The following is a 19,039-nucleotide window of genomic DNA, read 5'->3' on the forward strand; positions in this document are numbered from 1 at the left end:
TTTCCCGGTCAAACCCGAATTTTCGGCCTTGCTGTCGAGCGAACCCTATCTTTGTCGCCCGTAAAGTATAATGTTTATTATTTCGTATACTTTACTTTTAAAAGAATACTATATAAACCGTAACAGTGCAACATCTTTTTCGCTTCCGAACGGCCGATTCGCCATGATCGGAATAAGAAAGGCTGTCGCCAACTTCCCGACAGCCCTACGCTCCCCGAACGGAGCCCCAACTATTCAATTCGCTTGCCCTCGGCTCTACACCGGAGCAGGTCCCGTACTGTCCCTTTGAACTAACGTAGGCACGATCTCGTCTTTCAAAAGCCGGTTTTCCCCATCCTTCATTTCATACAGCAAAATTTCCGCGGCTCTCTGACCGAGCTTATACGTATTCTGATTAACGGTCGATAACGTTGGATAAGTATACTCGCTTATTTTAACGTCATCGTATCCGATAATGCTGATCTCCTGCGGCACTTTTATTCCGAGCTCCTTGGCGGCGTTCATCGCGCCGAACGCCTTGTAATCGCTCGTCGCGAAGATCGCCGTCGGACGATTGTCGAGCGACATCAGCCGTCGAAAGCCGTCGTTGCCCATGCTGACCCTTTCATGGTCCCCGCTCATGATTGCGACGAGCTCGGAATCGAACGGAATTTGCCGCTGAGACAGCGCAAGCCGATAACCCTGGAGCCGGAGAGAAAACTCCTGGTTGATTTCCAGAATCGAATTTCCGGTCAGAATAACTCCGATGCGGCGATGGCCAAGCGACAGCAAATGCTGCGTTGCGAGATAGCCTCCGGTCAGGTTATCCACAATGACGTAAGGAATGCCCAAATGCGGATAGTAGAAATGTACGGTGACGATGCGCCGTTTCTCCCGCAGCCAGACGGACAGGCGGGATTGATCGAAGGAGTCCATCGTCGTCAGGAGGATGATGCCTGCGCTCGGATCCTGCGGAAGCTCGTAATCTTCCCCGATGTTCCACATATGGAAGGCGATTCCGCCCTCGTCGCAAGCCGCCTTGATTCCGTCGAACATGTCTGTAAAGAACGGATGGTTGAAATCCGACACTTCATGGTTTTGATATGCGAAAAAGATCGTCCGGATCGGTTTCGGGCCGGCGGAAACGGCCGTTTCTTGGATGAAGGTGCCTTTTCCGCGAATACGGTATACGTAACCTTCCTGAACAAGGTCCGACAACGCCCTGCGCGAAGTGATCTCGCTCGTGTTGTATTCTTTGGCCAGATCGATCTGCGTTGGAAGCGGATCGTGTGCGTTTAGCTCCCCTGCCTCGATCTTGCGCTTAATGTCGTTCATAATATATCGATACATCGGAGTCTTGTCCGACCTATCCATGTCCATGCGACTACACTCCTCCCGAATTGGGATTAGTATACTTTAGCGTCGCATTTTTCGCAAGACGGAATAGAGAGGCAGCAAGCCGGGGACCGGTCGTCCCTGCTTTTTCCCTCTCTAAGCGCCTCAGTGACATAGTCCCTATTCGCCCTCCGGAATCAAGTAGCGGTAATTCAACCTGCCCGCGGGCGCGACGTCCCCGTATTGATAAAAGTCTATTGGATCGCCCTCGTTCTGTACGTTATCCGCCCACTTAAACGACAGCTCGCGCTCGCGGTTCGACCTCTCCAGACCAAGCAGCGTTCTCGGGATCGCCAGCTGAAGCTCGTTGCCTCGCACTGCATAGCCGATCTCTCCGACCGACTCCCAGGCCCAGCCTCCCAGACTCCTCTCCAGATAAGCCGCGGATTCGCCGGGCGTCCGCCGATTGACGACGAAGTGGTAGCCTTCCCAATCGTTGTCTCTGCTTCCTTCGACGCGAAGGAGCAGCATCATCCAGTTGCGATCCGTATAGGGGGACAGGTCGAACTCTGACGCCGCATAGAAAAAGAGCGTATCGGCCGTATGCGCCGCCTTGAACGCAACAAGCGCATTTCGCCCCGTGGCGTTCTCGTAATGAAGCTCGCCGTAACCCGCATAGTTCCTCGGCTGCGTTTTTCCGCGAAAATCCCGGTACTCCGCGCCAACTTCGCGCCACGCCACGAAATCGGAATCGATCGGAATCGGCCGTTCAAGTCGGCAGCTTGTTCCCGCTTGATCAGGCATACCTTTGAAACGACGGATGTAGCCGATCATCTGCATATAGTAGCTGTCCCCATAGCCCCCCTTCATCGGCTCGATGTCGCGGCTGAAGTTCAGCGTCGCCTGATCGACGAACAGCACCGGGCGCTCCGGCGGCCCCGACAGACGCATCGCAATCCATTCGTTCCAACCCGTTACGAACACGATTTCCGGATCCTCGGCGAGCGCGAATTCCCACTGCTCGGCCACGTTGGCGCCACGGACGATCGCCTCCTCCGCCTCATTATTTTCCGGCCCCGTTCCTTCGTGATACCCTCTGCCCCAATTTTCGCCGTATCCGTAAAAAGGAGTGTCGCTCATCGCCACGCTGGGATGTTGCGCCACGGAGACGCTGATCGTTTCCTTGCTCCCCTCGTCGTTGTAGAACACCCGCTGCGGGCGCTGGAACTCGATCCATGGAAAGCCGTTCGTCTTCTCCGACTCGTTCGGCCACTGGTTCAGACGGAATGTGAAGAACTCCCGTTGCTCCTCTTCGCATTGCGAAGGATCGCCGATGATCAGCGGCTTGCCCTTCCAACGAAACCACAGATGCGGGTACCGTACCGGCTTGTATACGTCCTCGTAGATGTCCGCTATCGTCCGCCCGGATTCCGTATTCGTATAGAAAACGAATTGCGGAACCTTGAATCCCTGCGCGTAAAGCTCGTCGAGAATCCGGAACAGCCGATCATACACGTTTTTGTATGTAACCGCGTTGGTCGTATCGAAGACGAGAAAATCGATGCCCGCTGCCGTAAGGAGCTGAGCATGCTTGCGCAGCACCCATTCGTCGTCGTTCAAGTAATAGCCGTACAGCGGCTCGCCCCAAAAATGAAACGAATCCGGCGGCCCCCAGGCCGGATGCTGCGGATCATGCACCGCTTCCGGCCATCGGGCGAGGATGCGCGTATTGTCGTTAGGCCCTTCCGTCCCATGCTGGCCCAGCCACAGGAAGTAGAACAGCCCTACGAACCGATCCGCCCGATACGGTCCGACTTCCTCCCGCGTCGGCAGCGTCCTTCCCAGTGCGTCGATGCCCGTGCAGCTTTCGAAGCCTTTGTTCTCCATGCGTTCTCTCCCCTTCATGCGAATACTGCCTATCCCGCCCAATTCGTCGGGAAGGATAGGCAGCCTCGTTCTCTATTCCGCGCCGATCCGGTCCAGCTGAAATTCCGGATTCCAGGCCATGTCGCTGCCGACCGCCCGGAAGGAGATTTCAATGTCGGTGATCGACGAGCGGCCCGCCCATGCCGATAGGTCGGCGGAGATGCGGTTCCAACGATCCGCGCTCATGGCGCTCGTATAGCTGAAGCTGTCTTCTCCGCTACGCAGCGTCACCCGCGTCTCGTAAGTAGCTCCCGGAACGCCGCCGTAACTGTCGATATCGTACGAGAAGACGGAAGCTCCGCTCAGATCGAACGGCCGCTCAGGCGTCGCCTTCACCGTCTTCCAGGCCGAAGCCGCCGCGATCGCAGCGCGCGCCGACAAGGCTTGCTGTCCTTCGCTCGGCGTACCCGGACCGTTCGGGAACGACTGCACGGCGGCAACGCTTGCTACATTCGTGCCTGCGCTCCAGCCCTGAACGCCGTCCTCGAAGTTGTACAGAACGCCGTCCTCCGGGGTGACCGGAGCTTTTCCTTTTAACGAAAATACGTAAGTACGATCCTCCAGCTTGATTTTCAGTACGGGCTCTACCCCGTTCATCGGCGTATATTGCGTAACCTTCACGGTGAAGGATCGGCTTTCGTCGGTTCGAATGCCGCCGGGTTGGATGTCCTTCTTGGACAGCTTCAGCCCTGGCGTCGTTTCCAGCTTGAGCTTTTTATTCAGCTTGTCGGAACCGAAATTCGTTACGGTCACGGATATATCCGCTCCCACTTCGAGAGCCTGCGAGACGAGCTTGGCGTCCACCTCGACGTTCGGGTACTTTTTCTCTTCCTTAATCTTCTTGACGAACTTCGCTTCGTCGATGCGGATTTCGCCCTGCCAAGGCGCCCCTCCAGCGGAGCGTACCCAGATCTTAACCCCATCGATCGACCTTAAACCGTCCCAGCCTTTAAGCGGCAGCGCCAGATGGTTCCAGCCCTTCGACAAATCCAATTTCGCCGTGCCTTCCACGCGCTCTGAGCCGCTATAGACGATGAACCGCGCATAGTACGCCTGGTTCGGATCCGCGCCCGGCAGTTGAACGGCCGCCGTGAAGTACGGCGTTTTCTTCGCGTCGATCGGCTGAGCGAGCTTCTTCTGCACGCCCGCCCAATTGAGCCGGTAAGCGCTGTTCACGGTCGCCGCCAAATAGCTGCTGCCGCGGAACGCAGCTCCTTGCTCGGAACGGATCGAGCTGACTTCGTCCGACGCCGCGAATCCGTCCGTTCCCGCTTCGAAGCCTCCATCCGATCCGGCTTGGTCTGCACTGGCGACAAATTCAAGACCGTTGACTTCAGGCAAACGCCGGTCGGCTAGCTGTGCGGGATCGAAACCCGGTATCGCTTGCTGCCAGCTCGGAATGCCGATGATCGCCTTCGCGAAATCCGTAACCTCTAGGGAACGCTCCGTATCGATATACTTAAACACGTCGTAGATCGCTTTGTGCTGATCCGGCGTTACGACAGAAGTCGGCGTATGCGTCCACAGACCGAGATTCAGGCCGCCCTCCTCGCCGTGATCGACGTGCCGATGCAGGATAAAGGCGTCGATGCCTTCAAGGAACTTGATTTTGTAATACGCATATGCGTATGCCGCGGCTTGAACCTTCTGATCCTCCTCAGAATTCGTTAAGCTGTGGAAGCCCTGCTCCGACAGGATGATACGGCGCATCTCCCCGTCGTACGTATAGTCCGGCTGCTTCATGTAGTCGACGAGTACGTCCAGGTTTTTGAACGTAATCCGCTGCGTGTCGAAGGAGTCCGTAGCCGTCGCATCGTTCCAGAACCGGGGATTAAACAGATTTTCCGGATAGGGGTGGAATGCTACATTCCAGCCGAAATCGCCTTCCGCTCGCGTCAATTGCGTCAAACGGTCCACGATCGCCTTGTTATCGTATTTCCACAAGGATTCGGCGCTTAAGTTTTCATTCCAGAAATGATCAAGCGAGATATACGTTCTGGAGTTCGCGTAAGCCGACTTAACGATTGTATCGACAAGGCGGAGCGTCTGAGCGTATTCGCGGATGTAGTCTTCGAGCTTCTTCGGTCCCATGTTGTTCCATACTTTGTTCTGGCCGACCTCGTTGCCCACGATGTAGTTGACCGCGCGTCCGAATTGCTGATCGGGCTTGGAATAGCGTTCGGCCAGAAATTGGGTCGCCGCTTTCACGTATTCGACGCCGATCGCGTTGGACGTGTTCAGCGCGTAGACGATGCCGCCGGGCTCCGAATCCGGATGAAGCAAATATTCGTTCGCAGATTGCGCGTCCTTCGTATCGTACATAATCAGAATGAGAGAAACGATAATGCCGTTGTCGGACAGACTCTTCACCTGACGGTCCATCTGCTCGATCCGATCCTTGCGGAAAAAGTAAGTCTGACCCTCGACTTCGAACGGAATCGTATTGTTCGGGTGATTGCCGTTCTTATACATCAATTCGTTGTAGGCTACGTTTAGCGCCGCGTGGCTGATGCTGAGCTCCTGCGCGTCGCCCGTCATCTGCACCTGCAGCCCCTTGATGCTCGCGGCCTGCGGGAACGGCTCACGGTTAGCTGCAAGCGTCTCTGCGTTCGCGACGTATTGAGGCGCCGCGACGAGCGTATATTCGCCTCCGTCCGCACGGGCCGCCACCGCGAACTTGGAGTACAGCCGGCTCCTCGTTCCGTCTGTCAAGCCGGTCTCGAACCGGAACGACTCCGCAAGATCCGCATCCGCCAGCGGTGCATGCGATGCCAAAGCCGTTTGCGCCTCCTCATAGGTGGCCAATTCAAACAAATACAGCCTCGCTCCGGGATGGTCCGCGACGAATTCGGGTTTAACGGTGCCTTCGACGGCAATCGTCCCGCTCTGTTCGATGCGCGCCTGCGCCGTTCCGTCGAACGGCTTCTCCAGTATGGGCATCGATTTGGGCGCGATCTGGTCGATCGACAACGAGCCCGAATCCGAAGGAATGAGGAAGCGAAAAGCCGTTACGACCCCGTTCCAATCCTCGCGGTCCGAGAAATTAAAGTCGCGGGTGAACGTGCCCGAGGCCGGGATGTCGAACGTTTTCGCACGGGTATCGTCCCAATCCGTTCCCGCAGTTTTCCATTGTACGGTCAGTTGGTCCGCCCCCGTTCCGTTCGTCATCGTCACGGACAGTCCATTTCTCTTCGCCGCGTCGATCGTCAGCTCCGGAGATTGGAGCGTTCCTGCCGCCCCTCCCAACGTATAGGCGAGTTGACCTCCCGTCGCTTGCAAGCTTCCCCCTGAGGCGGTGAACCCTTCGGTTTCTCCCTCGATATCGAAGCTGAGGTCGCGGGCGTTCGTCGCCGTAATATAGTCGATCTGGAAACGGCCGTTCCAATAGTCGTAGCCGGGGGCTCCCGGAGCGATGCCTTCCAGATCGAAGTTCTGCATGAAGGAGATTTCCATTTTCGTGATGTTGCTTCTTCCTGCCCAATCCTCCAGATTGATGAAGATCGGCTTCCAGGAGTCCGGCCGGATCATGGCGACGCTTTCAAAGCTGTCGTCTGAATTAAACAGCGTAATCTTCAGCGCGTAATCGGCCGTCGCCTGCCAGCCCCAACTGTTGGCCGCCAGCGCCAAATAACGGTAGCCGCTTAAATCCAGCGGTTGTTCGTAGTCTCGATAGATTGATCTCCACTCGTATACTTTGACCAGCTCCGGCACCTGCTCCAAGGCGCCACCCCCTTCGAACGGCTGGTTGGGACCATTCAGCAGACTGGTTACGTAATGAACCGAGTCCGTATTCGATCCGGCTTTCCACGCCTGTACCGACTCCTCCGTATTAAAGTCGTCCAGCACTGCCGCAGGATATACATCCTTGCCCGTAGAAACCCAGTCGGACTGTCGCAGCTCCGGATCATGCTTGCCCGCCGAGACGGCGGCGGCAAGAAAGAGCTGTAAAAGCATTAGCATAGCCAGTACTGCAGATACGGTTCGCATTCGAGACATAAATAGCCTCCTCCACAGAATTAAGAATGTTTTCGCAAATAACATACCAAATAAGTATTCTTTATTCAATAATTATTTATTTAAGTATACATAAATGTTGCTAAGGAACTAGAAAAAATGATGTGCGCGAATAGATCAGCCGCAGTCTTTTCCTTTTGTTCTAGCGGACCGTTATGGGAGCGAATTCGAGCGACTGACTGCCTCTTACGGTCTGGCGGACCGTTATGGGAGCGAATTTGAACTTCAATGTACCTGAATGGAGGGGATTGTTCGAGAGATTCCAAAAGGTTGGTGTAAGCCGAAGAAAAAAAAGAAAAGCTGCCCATAAAAATGCTATGGAACAGCTCTTGTAAAACCAGTATTAAACGCAGCTATAGTCGGATTGAGTCACGGTGAACTTACCGGTAACAACCGTGCCCCCGTCGTCCTGCTCTGCCGTCTCGATAGGAGCGAACGATTGGCCAGCGGACCAACTAAGCCCTGCGGGAAGCCGAGCTTCGAAGGCGAATTGCCCGCCGTCCGCCTCAGACCAGAAGGCTTCGATATCCCCGCGAGGCGTCGGAATCGTCCCTTTCGCCCAAGTTAGTCCTCCCGCTGCGGCAGGGCGAAGCGCGACCCTGTCTTCTCCTAGTCGGGAAGTGTCGATGCCGAGCATTTCGCGAGTCAACAAATAAGTCGGAGAAGCGCCCCAGCCGTGAGAGAAGCTGACGGGAATAGACGCCTGCATATACGTCGGCGTATGGCCGAGATACGGACTGGGCACCGTGCATTCGGGCAGCGAAGGATCGAAGGTCTCCCACCACGTCGTCGCTCCCCGATCGAGCATAGCTCCCCAGAAGTAACGGATCTCCTTCAGCGCTTCCTCTCTGTACGAATAAGCAAACAGAGTTTCCAGAACAATGTGGTAGAAAAATGCGCCCTTGATCGGCGGAAGCTTGCCTGCCAAGTAAAAATCCTCAATGAAGCATTTTGCCTCTTCCGGCTCCATGATCCCGCACCAAGCGGCGACAAAGTTCGTCTGAGCGGTCAAGCTTGCGGATAATCCGTCCGCGGATAGACTATCTGCAAACAACGGGCTTTCCGGCAGCCGCATGCGACTCCTTATCGTGAGCCGCAGCCGGATCGCTTTGGTTTCCAATGCCTGCGCTCGCTCTTCCTCCCCCATGCGTCGCGCAAGCTGCGCAACTGTAAGAAGGAACTTATAGTAGTAGCAGGAAATTGCGGCCACTTTGTCCTTGCGCTCGATGTCGTCCGACCAATCGATAAAGCACCACCAGCCGTCGCGGTCGGCATTGGCGAACAAGCCCTCCTCGTCCTCCTGCGCCTGAAACCAGGCTTCCAGCCGGCTTACGGATGGCCACAGCTCGGCCAGAAACTTGTCATCCCCGCTATAATCCACGTACTCTTTTACGCCGAACAGCCAATGCGCGCAAAAGTCCGGAAGCATAAAACCGTTGCTCTCCGGCCCAGTGCCTGGAATCGAGCCGTCTTCATTCTGAATGCGGGCGATTTGCAGCAAGGATTTACGAACAAGGGCCAAATCTCCGAAAGCTTGATAGACGACTCTTGCCATAACGACGGCATCGGCCACCCACAAAGCGCCCTCGCGATACGGGCAATCCTCGAAATGCTCCTGGCTGTTAACGATCGCCGTATACTTGCCCACCTCCCAGATTCTGTTCAGCCTCTCATCGCTGCACGCGAAGCTGCCTTGCTCCGGATACGGGTAATGTACGGATTTCATGTTCACCGAACGCACTTCGACGGGCGCCGGAGTTCCTTGCAGAGCAAGCTTCATAAAACGGAAAGCTCGCCTGCCGAAGGAACGAACGCGATTGCTTCCTTTTTTCAGAACAAACGTGTCGGTAAGCTCCAGCTCAAGTCCTTCTCCGTAAAAAAGATGCGCGACCCCGCCCTCGGGCGCCTCAAGCTCTAACTCGGGATATCCGACGACTTCCGTTCCGAAATCGTAGGTCGCGTTCGGATAGGAGCCCGGAACGGAAGCGTCGACGAACATTAAATCTGGATGTCCGGCTCCCTCTAATACGGAATCGGCGTTAGCGATCGCACCCAAGTATGCCTGCTCCCCGACAACAGCTACGGGACGCAGCCACGATTTTTTAAGATGGGGAATTTCCCTCGCCAGCAGTCTGGGCCAAGGGGATTCCGCCTCGTTCGCCCCGGCGACGACTGCCGCAGGCATCCAGTCCGAATCGTCGTATTCCGGGAGCTCCCAGCCGTCCTCCCGGTCGGCCAAATAAATTTCGCGGTACCCGCCCCACATATGCATGCGGATCGAGTCCGGCCTCCACCGGGGAGAAACCCGGCATTTCCAGTCCGTCCCCGTAGCCGCCGCGCAGAAGCTCTCTTCAACGCTAGGATCGGTCTTCAGATCGATTTGGCACAGCAGCCCTCCAGGGCCTTGGCGCTGCCCGGTAACGATACTGTCCGTGCCAAAGTTGTAGGCCAGCACGGCGACGACGTTGCGTCCCGGAAGCAGCTTGTCGGCGACATCGTATACGTCGTAATATTGCCAGTCGTTGTCGCAAGGCGAAGGACCTCTTCCGATTTCGGAGCCGTTAACGAACAGCACATATTCCTGATTCGCCGTTATGCGAAGCAATGCGCTATCGGGAGACGTCTGAAGCTCGAACGAACCTCGGGCTTCAATATATTGATTGTTTCGTCTTAAACTGTCGTTCACCCAAATCCAGTTTGCATCCCACTTCTCCATCGCTCCCCAACCTCCGGTATTCTCTGTAACTGATAATTAGTATTTAGTATACTTAATAATACTTTAATATACTTTTCGTGTCTATATGTATTGGAGAGAATTAGACGTCTCCTTGCCCATGGGTTTAGATTCGATTGCCCGCTTTGCCACATCGATAAAAAAAGCCCGCGAACTCGCAGGGGGACTGACCCCGGGAGTCCGCGGACTTCAACTAATCTTTATTGACCGTTCCGAACGCTGCCGCCTTCCGACACCGTTACGGTGCCGGACGCCGACTCGATGTCGCGAATCGCCCAATGATTGCTCGGCACGTCCGGCCAGATGGAGGACGTAACGGCAGGCGTCGGACGCTCAAGCAATTGGTTCAGCACCCGTACCGTCTCTGCGCGAGTCAACGGACGATCCGGCTGGAAGGAGCCGTCCGGGTAGCCCTTCAGGATCCCCGCCTGTATAGCCTTACCAATCGCTGCCGACGCCCAGTGCCCTTGCACATCGCTTGGAAGAGCGCTCGAGGTCTGATCCCCCGCTCCTGCCGGAAGCAGTCTGGCAACGATACTCGCCATTTCCGCACGAGTCACAGCGGCATCTGGACGGAAGCGGCCTTGATTATCGCCGCGCATCAGGCCCGTGCGCTGCATGTCGGCAATCGCCTCGGCAGCCCAGTGTTTGTTCGCCACATCTTTGTAGCCTGCAGCTTGTCCGGCTGCGGAAGCATCCGTGCCTTTCAGACCGAGGCGATGCAGTATGGTGGCGAATTCCGCGCGTTTGATCGATTGCGACGGACGGAATGTACCGTCCGGGTAACCGGACAAGTATGGCGCGAGCGTTCCTGCCTCCGCATCGCCCTCGTCCGCACCGATGCGAACAATCGTAAACGTGCTGAACTTGTCGACTTCGATCACAATGCCGGCTACGCTGCCGTCGGTATTATATCGAATCTTTCCTTGAACCAGCTTCTTTTCTCCGTCGCTGTGCTCGATATACACTCGCAGCTCCGACAGCAGCTTATCGGCCGCCGCTTTGTTGGCAGGCAGCTTCAAGCCGTCCAGTCGGAACAGCACTTCCGTGTTAAATCCGGAGTAGTTCGTTTCAATTTTGACCGGATGACCGATCACGGAGACCGCGCGACCGTCGGCCGCTTGCACGACCAGGTCCGCCTCCAGCACCCGATTATCTACCGTCTTCCGCTCGCTGGCCGCAACGATCGGCACGATGCGGAAGTAAGCGTCCGTACCCTTCTGGCTGAGTTGCTTCAGCGAATCGCCCCGCAGCTCGATGACGCCTTCCGGCAGTTCGATCTGCAGCGACAGGCCGCTATCCGAGAGAAGGGTTAGCGCTTGAGCGCTTAAGTTCACATAGCGCTCGTCGGCAGGATCGTCCGGCAGATCGGACACTTGAATCCGAGCGATGCTTGTCTTGCCCTGTTTCGCTTTGGCCACGATGTCTTTCGCTTTATCCGCGTCCAGCTTTACCGTATCGGTTATGCTGCCGTCCGGCGCAACGGTCCGGACGATCGGAATTTGTACAACCCATTCTCCCGCGCCTCCGGTTACTTTCGTTTGACGCACGATCTGTGTCGTCGACGAGCCTGAGTTTACGCGGGTCACGTCGATGGAATACGTCTGCGAAACTTTTTGATCCGGAGATTCGACTCGAACGTTAATCGTATTCTGCCCATTCGCCAAGCTTGCCGTGAAGCTTCCGCCTCCCTGCAACGTTTTGCCCATCACAGTGACCGTCGCTTGCGGATCGTTGGCGGTTGCCGTAATCGACATGCTGGCTTGGCTCACTTTCTGCTTCGTGCCGTAGCTCAGCTTGTATGGCGTAAAGCTGCCGTCAATCCGCGCGCTCGCTTCCAGAGCGGATAGCAGCGGCGGCGCTTCAGGCGCACCTTTCTGACGCAATACAGTAAGAGTATAGTCTCGCGTTCCGCCATTCTGTGCGCTGATGACAATTCGCACGGTCAGACTGTCTTCCTCAAGCGGAAGCGAAACCGCGCTGCCGTTCAGAAGCTGGCCGTTAATGCGAACGGTTGCGTCCTGATGAGCGACAGGCAGAAGTGTAAAGGTTGTCGTCGCCTCCGGCACGAACACTTTATAATTCGCGATATCCGCAGCAAAGCTCGGCGTTACTGCCGCACCGCTCGTCTGGATGCCAAGCTGCTGCAATTCGGTGTTGCCGCTGCGAGCTCGCCATACGCTAACCTGATAAGTACGCGATTGGGTTCCGTCAGGCGACTTCACGATAACCTTAATTTGATTTTCACCTGCTTGCAGGACGATTGGCTCAGAGTTTGCCTCGCTCATAGGTTCCTCATTGATCGTAATCGTCGATCCGGCCTTTAATGCGCTTGGCGTCAGCACAACGGCCTCTACTGTATCGTCTACATAAGCCTCATAAGTGTCGTCCGTTCCCTCAAAAGGAGCAGCGGCAATCGTTTCGCCTGTCTGCTTCTTCAGAGTCAGATCTTGTAACAGTGCTGTGCTTGACCCGCCGCTGATCTTCAGAGTATAGGTCTTTGGCGGTTCGCTGCCGGTCGGCTGAACCTTGATTTGTACCGTTTTCTCTGTATCGGACGTCTCTATCTCAACATAACCGCCTGCGGTAAGTGGCTGTCCGTCAATCGTAACAGTCGACGACGCGACCATCGGCACCGCGTAGATACGCACCTGGTTCGATTCCGACTTCGCCTGATAAGCGAGCTCTTCGAACTGATAAGGCACGCTTAATGTCGCGCCTCCCACCGTCAGTGCCGCAAGATCGCTCGGGAAGGATTCCCACGGTCCAGCGCTGTCCTTCAACACCTCGAAAGGATATTCCGTCGTATTGCCAGCGTCGTCGGAAGCGTAGATCGTCATCGTCAACCGCTCTATGCCAGCGTTCCATTCGATTGGCGCATAGTAGACAAAGCGGCCTTCGTCATCCAGAGGCACCGTCACACCTGCGATCTCCAGCTTGGCCCCGATGTCCGTCTGCCCCACAACCAGCAGCTTGCCCGTGCTATCCACCGCGCCGTTGAGCGAAATCAGTTCACCGTTATCGTTCTCTCCGCCGGAAGCGATCAGTAGCGGCTTAGTGCGATCGATGAACAGGCTGCGTGTTTCGAAGCTGCGATCGCCTTGCTCGTTAACCGCTTCGATCAGCAATTTGTATTCCCGTTCTTCCAAAGCACTGACGTTCAATAGCGCATTCAGATCAAAGGCATGGACATTGCCTGCCGCAACCTGAACGCTGCTGCCGAGCGCTTGTCCGTCAACCGTTAACGTCAGTGCAGCCGCCTGATTCGGCGAGACCTTCAGCGAGGCTTGATCAGCCTTGGTAATGAACAGTACCCGATCGCTGCCGTCATAGGTTTTGACGGTTTTGGTGCTGACGGTATCAGAGCCGCCTCCGGCATCCAGCGATACCGTCAGCGCCGCCGGTTGCGGTTCCGGCATCGTCACAGCAAGGCTTGCCGACAGCGGGCTAACCGCGATTCGACCGGCTGACTGACCGATCGCCGATACCGCCACCGTGTAATCGACATTCGGCTGCAGTCCGGAGATCACCGCTTGCTGCGTAGCGCCCGCCTGCGGCTCGACATCCATGAACGGCGTAACCGGCTCGCTGCCCGCTCCTTCTCCGACCCAAACCCGATATTTCTCCACCTGTCCGGTGACGGACTTGAAGCTTAGCGATACTTCGCCATTGCCTGTCGACAACAGTTCAAGCTGAGCCGGAGCAGCCAGTGCGTAGGAGGATTTGACTTCCACTACGTCTTCCGCAACGCCGTAAGCAGGCGCTTCGCTCTCGCTGGTCGCCGCAGCCGACAAGTAATAGGTGCCCGGCAGCGCCAAATCCGGTATATCGATTACTGTCATGCCGGATCCCGGCAAATCTTCCGCAAGCGCATCTCCGATATAGTCCTCCTTGCCTGCGGTCAGCATCAGCGCGACTTTCGTACCGGGAGCGGCGTTTGCCGTCGACCAAGTGATCCGAATGCGATTGTCCGCTACCGCCGCAACGGAAACCTTCACTTCAGGCAGAGGAATCAGCTTCTGAATTTCCAATTCCGCCCGCTTGCCGTTCTGCACCAACCATTTGCCAGCAGGCGCATCCAGCAGCGAGATATACAGCATATCCCGGCCGTCTTCGGCCGGATAAGGCGTCACGACCTGCATCTGCTCCAGCGGATCGCCGCCGGCCGGTGCGCTCGGCACCCGGTCCGCCGCCGGCTGTAAATAGGCGTTGCCGTCCGGCGCAGTGAAATCCAACTCATAACGCGTGCCGTCGGGCTTGAGAACGACCGTATCGGCATTACCGCCGCTGACGGACAGCATGTAGTCGCCCTTCTCCACAACATCGAAATATTTGGAATATCGGCCTTCGTTCAATAACGGCTTGATCGATATGAACTTCCGGCTTAATTGATAGGCCATGATGCTCGTAAAGCTGCTGCCAACCGCCTTCCACTGGCCTTTCAGCTCAACGCCGTCGATCCACACGGTCATTTTCCGCTGGCTGCTGTCGTAGGTCATATTCATGCCGTTCAAATTTGAATTCGGCTGCAGTGCGTACAGATCGCCTGTCGGCGTATACAGCTTTGTATGCTCGTCTGCGCCGTAAATTTCCACAATCGCCTGGCCGCTGCTCCAGTTGTTCAGCTCAAAGTGCGTAGGATAAGCTTTGTCCTGCACCCATTGCTGCAACTGCTCCACCGTCGTTTGCGCCGGTACACGGCTCAATTGCGCCTCTGGACTTGTGTTGGCGACTATCAGCCATGTACCCGTTTCGGCTACGTCCAGCAAAATGTGCTGATTGTCGTCGGCATCCTTGAAGGAGTTCCATCCCGGCTGACTCGACGACATTTCCAGATGGTAGGGTCTGCCGTCCGGTTTGTAGACAATCAGCTCGGCAGGGGCCTGATCTACCTGCATTGAATAAAGGCCATTCTTCTCCACAAGCAAGGAAGTAACTTGACGCTCCCCCGTCTGCCGCCACACTTGAGCCAACTGCTCCAATGTCAGCGAACGATTCGCGAACAGCAATTCGTGAACGCGGGCCTCGCTATCGGCCCCTGCGGTAAGCTTCCAAACCCCTTTATGCAAGGAAACCCGCATGAAAGTAAGATTCGCCGCGGCATCGTAGACCGTCTCCGTCTTCGCCGCACTTTCGCCTTTCGAACCGTCGATAGCGGAAACCGTCAATGATGCGGAACTCTGATCTCCCGTGATCACAATCAGTGCCTCGTAGGCCCGATCCGAACGGAATACAGTAGTTGTCGTCTGGCCGGAAGCCTCATTCTGTGCGCTCATGGCCAGCGACAGCTCCACAGAGGTCAGTTGACCGTCCGCAAAACGCGCCTTCGCGTTCCGGTCCGCGACCTCCTGCGGTTGCACGATTGCGTTCACCGGCGTCATATCGTACACCTTTTGCATCTCGCGGGGTGCCGTCGTTAAAGCGGCAACCGCATTAAAGCGGGCAAAGTCAAAGCTCTTCGCCCAATCGTCGCTTGCCGCGAGGTTAAAGGTTGAGAAATCGTTTGGCTCGAAATCGATCAGTTCCTCCAGAATGTCGCCAAGCGGCGCGGTTTTCTCGAAGAAATCGTCGATCTTATTGTAGAGGTTGCCAACGAAATCGAGCCCCTTCTCCCACCAGGATTTCTTTGGCGGCTCTGCCTCCACCTCGAACAGGATCGTATTGTTGCTGAACGTATACGACACTCGGGCATTAATTCCGTTATGCTTCATCATACCGATCACTTGCTTGTCGTTTACGCTTAATGCCACATCGCGAATCGTCGCGCCGCCTATGCGCGGAATGCCCTTCGGCACATACACGGTCGCTTTCAGGATGCCGTCATATCCTTTTTTATTGAAGGAATAGGCCGCAATTTTGCCTTTGATCGTATCGAAGGCGTTAATGTCGCCCGACGCCAGGAAGCCCGGCTTCGTGAAGCCTTTGATTCCGGCAATCGCAGGATTAACGACCGCTTGCAGGGTCATGTTTTTGACCGGCAGCCAGTAGTAATATTCGATTCCCGTCGCATCGAAGCCATAAGGCGTCAAATTGACGGCGATTTCGTCCGTGCCCACCAGATTAAACTTGTAAGTCGATGACGGATGCTTCTGTTGAGGGACAAGAACATCCGCTACCGAACCGGATACGGGCAACCGTTGCGGAACTTGCGTTTTTCCGGCCAGCTTGTCCGCTTTTCCGTACAAATAGTTGACCTGGAGACCCGTGGAGGCCAGAACCGACTTGTTGAACATACTGAAGCCGATCTCGTCGAGCCATCCTTGCTTCAGCTTCATAAGCAGGTCGAAGCTGATGTCCGTTCCCGGCACTTTGCCCTTGCCCTTCACACTTACTAAAGGATAACGGCTGTCGATATTAAAAGAAGTATTGCTTACGTCGATCGGACCGACCTTAAAGGTCTTGTCCAACGCGTAATTACCTACCAGTTCGAACCGGCCGTAGCGATATTGCAGGTCGTCAATTGTTATTTCTTTGGATACTTTCTGGTTTCCGACCATAAAGCCAAGCTCAAGAGAACCGGCCAACTTCATGCCGTTCTGGACAAAAGTGATTTTACTCGCCTTGATCGGCATATCGGTGCCCGTGTAGTCAACGGCGCTTCCACCGTTCGCTGCCATAGTGAAGTTGTCAGAGTCCAACTCGAAGCTGCCTTCATACAGCGTGTAAGGTACGCCACCGCTGTTGACATACAATCTGCCTTCTCCGGAGATTACCGATTTTGCCGGATTCCTCTTGTCTACAACAAGGCTGCTGCCTTTGAACAGTACGGTTCCATTGATCGTAACGACATTATCCGTGTCACTTAACGTGTACAAGTTCGGAGCAGCAGTGGTTTCCGTAAACGGCGCCTGCAGCCTCAGTGCGCTGATTTCATTGGCGGAAGAGGTGCTCGGTACATCCACAGCAGCAAAGTTGCGCGGCTCATAGAAGTCCGTCGCGATCAGTTGCAACCCTTCCGGGAACACATAGTCTTCATTTTTATCTACATCTTTTTTAAAGAAATCGTGTTTAAGTACGACGTCATATTTTCCTGGCGGCAACTCTGCGTTCCAGGTCAATTCCAACTGCCGCACGTTCACAATACTGTATTCTAACGGATACTCCGTATTGTCAGCGCCACGCAAATGAAAATGAATTTCACGCAGCGGCTTGCGCAACAGGTTCGTCATATCTTCGCCAACGGCAACGATCCGTTTCTTATCGTTCACATGGACAATGGATGCGCCCACGCGATCAAAACGAACCTCCGGCGGCTCTAAATCCGGATCATCTTCAAATGGGAAAAGTATACTCTCCGTATAACTCTTGCCGATGTCATTGACGGCATAGCCGCGAATCTCATATTCGTTCTGCCATACGAGGCCGGTTAGGGTCACGGTGAACGAGCCGATCCCCTGCGAACCCGACGGGTGAGGTACTACGATCCAATCTTCGCTGCCCGAAGCGTTGCGATATTCTATCCCGTGTTCCGTGATCTTCTTGCCGCCAAGCGACTTGATTCTCGCAATAACGCTGACGGTGTCGTCAATATGCGCCGGATCGGAAGAAATCTTCGGGTCGCCTACCAACTCTATTTCCGGAGCTGACGGGACTGTATAACCAAACGCCCAGGTTTCGTTGACAAGGCTAGCGACTTCTGTGTGGTCTTGCTTTCCTCCCTCGCCTGGCGGCTTGTCATAGATAGTCACATAATCTCGGCTTCCGCCGAAAATAATCAGCTTGGTACCGTCAAATGCCATGCTGGTTCCGCTCAGAGGAAAGGGCGTTTGACTGGGCCAAAGCTGGTAGCCTCCCACCGAAGTAGGATCGTCAATAATCGCAAAATTGGACGAGCCGTATTGCGGAATACTCTCCCATGCCCCATCCTTCCAGCCATAGGCCATACCGGTTACCGGATATGGATTGACTGAGGACGGCATCCTCAGGTTCGCTACCAAAGAGGTGTTAGCCCCTTGATAATGAACATAATCCCGAGCCCCGCTGAAGAAGACGACCCGCTTGCCGTCGTAGCCCATAGAATGGGCAAAGCGACCGAAATCAAGCCCAAGCGGACCAGGAGACGAGCTCCATGTCTGCGAGCCTTTGTTCCATATCCATAAATACGGCGAACTGCCCTTGACCGTATGTCCGCTTTCTGTTGTCCAGCCGGTAATGCCGCCATAGAGAACCGCAGTCTCGCCGTTATAGCTCATCTGCCCCGCGTATGCACCCGGCGGAGAGTCATTCGGGTCTGAAGGCGTAACATCATTCCAATTCGTTCCGTTCCAGATCCAAGTGTCTCCATAAGGATTAACCGCGTCAAGCCCGCTATCGCCGCCGAATAGCACCAGGTTTGTGCCGTCAGTGGCCAACTGCGGTGCGGAACGTACCGAGGGTGACGTAGCCGGATGCAATTGTTGCCATTTATTATTTTTCCATAGCCACGTATCGTTGTAGCACGTACTGGCGCCGCAGCCCCCGAACAAAATCAAGCCTTCGCTGGCCGAGTCGTACGCCATGACCGCTCTGCTGCGGGCAGGCGGGGAAATCGACAGTCCGTTCACTTGGGTCCAGCTATTGCTGCTGTTATCCCAAGTCCAAGTATCGTTCAGCGGATTGCCCCCGTCCCAGCCTCCGAATAAAATAACCTGACCGTCCGCTTCGTCGTAAGCCATAGCGGCATACTCTCTGGCGCGCGGTATGACCACGCCTTCGCCTACCCGCTCCCAGAGGTAGTCCGCTAATTTATCATTGACTCCATACGTACTGGAAGTCACGCTCACTCCGACAGGCTCGAAGTCGAGGTCAGGCATTATCTCTTCGATTACCTGCCCGGAATCTTCCTCCTCCGCATAGGCTATATTGCCGTTCCCATACGCCAGAGGAAAACATTGCAGAATTAACGCGACAATCAATAGTTTAGCCAATCCCGAGCTCCAATGTTTGCGCAACAAATCTGCTCCTCCATTCTCATAGTTGTTTCGGCCCATTATGTATCTCTCCAATCGATAGAGTTCGACTTTATTCTACACATTGGCTCTAAACAAATAATAAACATTCCTAGTTCGCTAG

Annotated in this window: 5 protein-coding genes; all 5 read right to left on the bottom strand. The window is 55.3% G+C overall.

The window, feature by feature from the left end; all coding sequences use genetic code 11:
- Positions 1 to 255: 255 nt before the first annotated feature.
- The 5 genes from DFP98_RS15780 to DFP98_RS15800 all read right to left on the bottom strand — a co-directional run bounded on the left by DFP98_RS15780 (position 256) and on the right by DFP98_RS15800 (position 18,918).
- The gene (locus DFP98_RS15780) at positions 256 to 1,359 is read right to left on the bottom strand and encodes a GntR family transcriptional regulator (RefSeq protein WP_116061569.1); all 1,104 of its coding nucleotides are present in this window, start codon (positions 1,357 to 1,359) and stop codon (positions 256 to 258) included.
- A 135-nt stretch (positions 1,360 to 1,494) separates the two neighbouring features.
- Positions 1,495 to 3,201: a glycoside hydrolase family 71/99 protein gene (locus DFP98_RS15785; protein ID WP_116061570.1), complete on the bottom strand. Its 1,707-nt coding sequence runs from the start codon at positions 3,199 to 3,201 to the stop codon at positions 1,495 to 1,497.
- A gap of 72 nt (positions 3,202 to 3,273) precedes the next feature.
- Positions 3,274 to 7,236, bottom strand: coding sequence for a DUF5722 domain-containing protein (locus DFP98_RS15790; RefSeq protein ID WP_116061571.1), 3,963 nt, complete (start codon positions 7,234 to 7,236; stop codon positions 3,274 to 3,276).
- Positions 7,237 to 7,597: 361 nt separating this feature from the next.
- Positions 7,598 to 9,970, bottom strand: coding sequence for an alpha-L-rhamnosidase-related protein (locus tag DFP98_RS15795; protein WP_116061572.1), 2,373 nt, complete (start codon positions 9,968 to 9,970; stop codon positions 7,598 to 7,600).
- Positions 9,971 to 10,188: 218 nt separating this feature from the next.
- A complete protein-coding gene (locus tag DFP98_RS15800; protein WP_181917721.1) occupies positions 10,189 to 18,918 on the bottom strand; it encodes a cadherin-like beta sandwich domain-containing protein in 8,730 nt (2,909 codons plus the stop codon).
- Positions 18,919 to 19,039: the final 121 nt, after the last annotated feature.

It is taken from the genome of Cohnella phaseoli, assembly GCF_003386235.1.
Lineage (GTDB): Bacteria > Bacillota > Bacilli > Paenibacillales > Paenibacillaceae > Cohnella > Cohnella phaseoli.

Bases quoted from the DNA above. Each gene is read 5' to 3' on its own strand.
- DFP98_RS15780 (WP_116061569.1), bottom strand. From the start codon at position 1,359: ATGGACATGGATAGGTCGGACAAGACTCCGATGTATCGATATATTATG.
- DFP98_RS15785 (WP_116061570.1), bottom strand. From the start codon at position 3,201: ATGGAGAACAAAGGCTTCGAAAGCTGCACGGGCATCGACGCACTGGGA.
- DFP98_RS15790 (WP_116061571.1), bottom strand. From the start codon at position 7,236: ATGTCTCGAATGCGAACCGTATCTGCAGTACTGGCTATGCTAATGCTT.
- DFP98_RS15795 (WP_116061572.1), bottom strand. From the start codon at position 9,970: ATGGAGAAGTGGGATGCAAACTGGATTTGGGTGAACGACAGTTTAAGA.